This is a genomic window from Pseudomonas sp. UBA4194, from assembly GCF_002379585.1.
Classification (GTDB): domain Bacteria; phylum Pseudomonadota; class Gammaproteobacteria; order Pseudomonadales; family Pseudomonadaceae; genus Aquipseudomonas.
Genome location: NZ_DFUE01000035.1, coordinates 1 through 4,927, shown reverse-complemented (window position 1 = coordinate 4,927; position 4,927 = coordinate 1). Strand labels below are relative to the sequence as shown.

Below are 4,927 nucleotides of genomic sequence, written 5' to 3'. Positions count from 1 at the left end.
GTAGGGAGGTGGGATTGGCGGGGAAGGGTCCCCTCACCCCAGCCCTTTCCCTGTGGGAAAGGGAGCTGTACGGTGGTGTTGCGGATATGCTCGATCCGCTTTTAGCCCCCTCTCCCGGAGGGAGAGGGGGTCGATCTTCGTCACCCGCAACACCGCGATCCGCTTCTAGCTCCCTCTCCCCCAGGGAGAGGGCTGGGGTGAGGGGACCATCCACCGCAGATCCCCGATCCATTCCCAACCCCAACCCCAACCCCAACCCCAACCCCCCCCCCTGCGACAATCGCCGCTTACCCCCGCGCCCGCGCTCTGCTAAAATGCGCCGCCTTATCCGTACGCAGGCTGCACCGTGGCATTTACCTGGGTTGACTGGGCGATCATCGCGATCATCGCCATCTCTGCACTGATCAGCTTGACACGAGGCTTCGTCAAGGAAGCCCTGTCGCTGGTCACGTGGATAGTCGCAGGTGCGGTGGCCTGGCTGTTCGGCGGTTCGCTGGCCATGTACTTCGAAAACTACATTCAAACGCCTTCGGCTCGCGTGATTGCCGGCTGTGCCATTCTGTTCGTTGCCACCCTGCTGGTCGGGGCGATGGTCAATTATCTGATCGGCGAGCTGATTCGCGTCACCGGGTTATCCGGGACCGATCGCTTTCTGGGCATGGTCTTCGGCGCCGCGCGAGGCGGCTTGCTGGTGGTGGTGGCCGCCGGGCTGCTGAGCCTGGGCCCGGTACAGCAGGATTCATGGTGGCAGGAGTCACGGCTCCTGCCTCAATTTCTATTGGTTGCGGACTGGTCGAAAAACCTCATTCTGGGGATGTCCAGTCAGTGGCTAGCCAGCGGAATCAGCGCACCGGCTGACATTCCGTTCAAGGAACACCTCTTGCCTGCCGCAAAAGGGCAGTAAGCAGTGTTCAGTTCAGATTCATTAAGTAGGGGTTGCGTCGCATGTGTGGCATCGTCGGTATCGTCGGTAAGTCGAACGTCAATCAGGCGCTGTATGACGCGCTAACGGTCCTCCAACACCGCGGCCAGGATGCTGCCGGTATCGTTACCAGTAGCGATGGCAAGTTGTTCCTGCGCAAGGACAACGGGCTGGTGCGGGACGTTTTCCAGCAGCGCCATATGCAGCGCCTGGTCGGACACATGGGTATTGGCCATGTGCGTTATCCCACTGCGGGCAGCTCGACCTCGGCCGAGGCCCAGCCGTTCTACGTCAACTCGCCTTACGGCATCACCCTGGCCCACAACGGCAACTTGACCAACGTCGAGCAGCTGGCCAAGGAGATCTACGAGTCGGACCTGCGTCACGTCAACACCAGCTCGGACTCCGAGGTGTTGCTCAACGTGTTCGCCCATGAACTGGCGGTGCGCGGCAAGCTGCAGCCTACCGAGGAAGACGTGTTTGCGGCGGTTGCCGATGTGCACAAGCGCTGCACCGGTGGTTACGCCGTGGTGGCAATGATCACCGGCTACGGCATCGTCGGCTTCCGCGATCCGCATGCCATCCGTCCGATCGTGTTCGGCCAGCGTCACACCGACGAAGGCGTGGAATACATGATCGCCTCCGAAAGCGTGTCACTGGACGTGCTGGGTTTCACCCTGATCCGTGACCTGGCGCCTGGCGAAGCCGTGTACATCACCGAAGACGGCAAGCTGCACACCCGTCAGTGCGCGCCGAATCCACAGTACGCGCCGTGCATCTTCGAACACGTGTACCTGGCCCGTCCGGATTCGATCATCGACGGTATCTCGGTGTACAAGGCGCGCCTGCGCATGGGCGAGAAGCTGGCCGACAAGATCCTGCGCGAGCGTCCCGAGCACGATATCGACGTGGTCATCCCGATTCCGGACACCAGCCGCACCGCGGCCCTGGAACTGGCCAATCACCTGGGCGTGAAGTTTCGCGAAGGTTTCGTCAAGAACCGCTACATCGGCCGTACCTTCATCATGCCCGGCCAGGCCGCCCGCAAGAAGTCGGTGCGCCAGAAGCTCAACGCCATCGAGCTGGAATTTCGCGGCAAGAACGTGATGCTGGTGGACGACTCCATCGTACGCGGCACCACCTGCAAGCAGATCATCCAGATGGCCCGCGAAGCCGGCGCCAAGAACGTCTACTTCTGCTCGGCCGCGCCGGCCGTGCGCTACCCCAACGTCTACGGCATCGACATGCCGAGTGCGCATGAGTTGATCGCGCACAATCGCAGCACCCAGGAAGTGGCCGACCTGATCGGCGCCGACTGGCTGATCTACCAGGACCTGCCAGACCTGATCGATGCGGTCGGTGGCGGCAAGGTCAAGATCGAGAACTTCGACTGCGCGGTGTTCGACGGCAAGTACGTCACCGGCGATATCGACGAGTTCTACCTGAACAAGATCGAGCAGGCGCGCAACGACGCCAACAAGAGCAAGTCGCAGGCGGTCAGCGCGATCATAGACCTCTACAACAACTGATTAGGAGCAACGGCATGACACAGGAATGGGATGCCGGGCGACTGGACAGCGACCTCGAGGGTGTGTCGTTCGACACCCTCGCGGTGCGCGCCGGCCAGCACCGCACGCCTGAAGGTGAACACAGCGACCCGCTGTTCTTCACCTCCAGCTATGTCTTCCGTACCGCGGCCGACGCCGCGGCGCGCTTTGCCGGCGAAGTGCCGGGCAATGTCTACTCACGCTACACCAACCCCACCGTACGCTCCTTCGAAGAGCGCCTGGCCGCTCTGGAAGGGGCCGAACAGGCCGTCGGTTTTTCCACCGGCATGGCGGCCATCACCGCTGTGGTCATGAGCCTGTGCAGCGCGGGTGACCATGTGCTGGTCTCGCAAAGCGTATTCGGTTCCACCATCAGCCTGTTCGAGAAGTACTTCAAGCGTTTCGGCGTGGAAGTGGACTACGTGCCCCTGGCCGACGTCGGCGGTTGGGAGCGGGCGATCAAGCCCAATACCAAGCTTCTGTTCGTCGAATCGCCGTCCAATCCGCTGGCCGAACTGGTCGACATCACTGCCTTGGGCGAAGTGGCCAGGGCTCGCGGCGCTCTGCTGGTGGTGGACAACTGCTTCAGCACGCCGGCCCTGCAGCAGCCGCTGGCCCTGGGCGCCGACATCGTCGTGCACTCGGCGACCAAATTCATCGACGGCCAGGGCCGTTGCATGGGCGGCGCAGTCTGCGGTCGCAGTCAGCACATGAACGAAGTGGTGGGCTATCTGCGCACCGCCGGCTCTTCACTGAGCCCGTTCAACGCCTGGATCTTCCTCAAGGGTCTGGAAACCCTGAACCTGCGCATGCGCGCCCACTGTGCCAGCGCCCAGGCCCTGGCCGAATGGCTGGAGACGCAGGACGGCATCGAGAAGGTCCATTACGCCGGGCTGCAGAGCCATCCGCAGCATGAGCTGGCCAAGCGTCAGACCAAAGGCTTCGGCGCCGTGGTCAGCTTCGAGGTCAAGGGCGGCAAGGAAGGCGCCTGGCGTTTCATCGACGCCACCCGGTTGATTTCCATCACGGCGAACCTGGGTGACAGCAAGACCACCATCACCCACCCTGGCACCACCTCCCATGGTCGCCTGTCGCCGGCCGAGCGCGAAGCCGCCGGCATCCGTGACAGCCTGATCCGCGTGGCGGTCGGCCTGGAGGACGTTGCCGACCTGCAAGCCGACCTGGCTCGCGGCTTGGCTGCCTTGTGATCGACTTCGGCGCCGCAGGCGCGACCGGTCGCAACGGCCGTGTCGCGCTGGTTACCGGCGCGGCCCGGGGTATCGGCCTGGGCATTGCCGGCTGGCTGATCAGCGAAGGCTGGCAGGTGGTGCTCACCGACGTCGACGGGCCGCGCGGGGTGAAAGTCTCCGCCGCCTTGGGCGACAACGCCTGGTTCATTGCCATGGACGTCTCCGACGAGGCTCAGGTGGCTTCGGCGGTGGCGGAGGTGCTTGGCCAGTTCGGTCGCCTCGACGCACTGGTGTGCAACGCCGCTATCGCCGACCCCCACAACACCACCCTGGAAAGCCTCTCGATTCATTACTGGAATCGTGTGCTCGCGGTCAATCTGGGCGGGCCGATGTTGCTGGCCAAGCACTGTGCGCCGTATCTGCGGGCGCACAATGGCGCCATCGTCAATATCGCGTCCACCCGCGCGCGGCAGTCGGAGCAGGACAGCGAAGCCTATGCCGCCAGCAAGGGCGGCCTGGTCGCGCTGACCCATGCCCTGGCCATAAGCTTGGGGCCGGAGATCCGCGTCAATGCCGTGAGCCCGGGCTGGATCGATGCCCGTGACCCGGCTGCCAAGCGCGCCGAGCCGCTCAGCGCCGAACACCATGCCCAGCATCCAGCGGGCAGGGTAGGGACGGTGGAAGATGTCGCGGCCATGGTGTCGTGGCTGCTGTCGCGCAACGCCGGATTCGTCACGGGGCAGGAGTTCGTGGTGGATGGCGGAATGACGCGCAAGATGGTTTACGCGTCCTAGCTGAGTTCTGCGGTGGATGGTCCCCTCACCCCAGCCCTCTCCCTGAGGGAGAGGGCTGGGGTGAGGGGACCATCCACCGCAGAACTCCCCCAGCCCCCATTCCCCATCCACCCGATTTCCCCTCTTTTTAAAAAAACTTCATACAGGGTATTGACTTAGGTTCGGTACCTGCGTAAATTTCGCGGCCTCAGCGAAGCAAAGGGTGATTAGCTCAGCCGGGAGAGCATCTGCCTTACAAGCAGAGGGTCGGCGGTTCGATCCCGTCATCACCCACCACTTCGTGAGAACGCAACACCAGCAACACGTGCTGAAGTTTGAGAGCACACTCTGCGCAGCGGTAGTTCAGTCGGTTAGAATACCGGCCTGTCACGCCGGGGGTCGCGGGTTCGAGTCCCGTCCGCTGCGCCTTATTTCAAACGAATTTAGACTTTCGAGTTTAAGCAAGTTTCGCCTCAAGTATTCGTTTACTTGAGG

At 62.9% G+C, this 4,927-nt stretch carries 4 protein-coding genes and 2 tRNA genes; all 6 read left to right on the top strand.

Annotation, left to right across the window (positions count from 1 at the left end; all coding sequences use genetic code 11):
• Nucleotides 1-346 precede the first annotated feature (346 nt).
• The 6 genes from B3397_RS09245 (at nt 347) to B3397_RS09220 (ending at nt 4,858) form a co-directional block, all read left to right on the top strand.
• Nucleotides 347-904, top strand: coding sequence for a CvpA family protein (locus B3397_RS09245; protein WP_296249274.1), 558 nt, complete (start codon nt 347-349; stop codon nt 902-904).
• 41 nt (nt 905-945) lie between these two features.
• Nucleotides 946-2,451, top strand: coding sequence for an amidophosphoribosyltransferase (gene purF / locus B3397_RS09240; protein ID WP_296249273.1), 1,506 nt, complete (start codon nt 946-948; stop codon nt 2,449-2,451).
• A gap of 14 nt (nt 2,452-2,465) precedes the next feature.
• Nucleotides 2,466-3,677, top strand: a complete 1,212-nt coding sequence (locus B3397_RS09235) for an O-succinylhomoserine sulfhydrylase (RefSeq protein WP_296249272.1) — start codon at nt 2,466-2,468, stop codon at nt 3,675-3,677.
• The gene (locus B3397_RS09230) at nt 3,677-4,453 is read left to right on the top strand and encodes an SDR family oxidoreductase (protein WP_296249275.1); all 777 of its coding nucleotides are present in this window, start codon (nt 3,677-3,679) and stop codon (nt 4,451-4,453) included. The genes B3397_RS09235 and B3397_RS09230 overlap by 1 nt, the downstream gene beginning before the upstream one ends.
• Nucleotides 4,454-4,653: 200 nt before the next feature.
• Nucleotides 4,654-4,729: transfer RNA gene (locus B3397_RS09225), tRNA-Val, on the top strand.
• Nucleotides 4,730-4,784: 55 nt separating this feature from the next.
• Nucleotides 4,785-4,858, top strand: a tRNA-Asp gene (locus B3397_RS09220).
• Nucleotides 4,859-4,927 lie beyond the last annotated feature (69 nt).

Coding starts and splice junctions, on each gene's coding strand:
- purF (WP_296249273.1), top strand. CDS start 946: ATGTGTGGCATCGTCGGTATCGTCGGTAAGTCGAACGTCAATCAGGCG.
- B3397_RS09235 (WP_296249272.1), top strand. CDS start 2,466: ATGACACAGGAATGGGATGCCGGGCGACTGGACAGCGACCTCGAGGGT.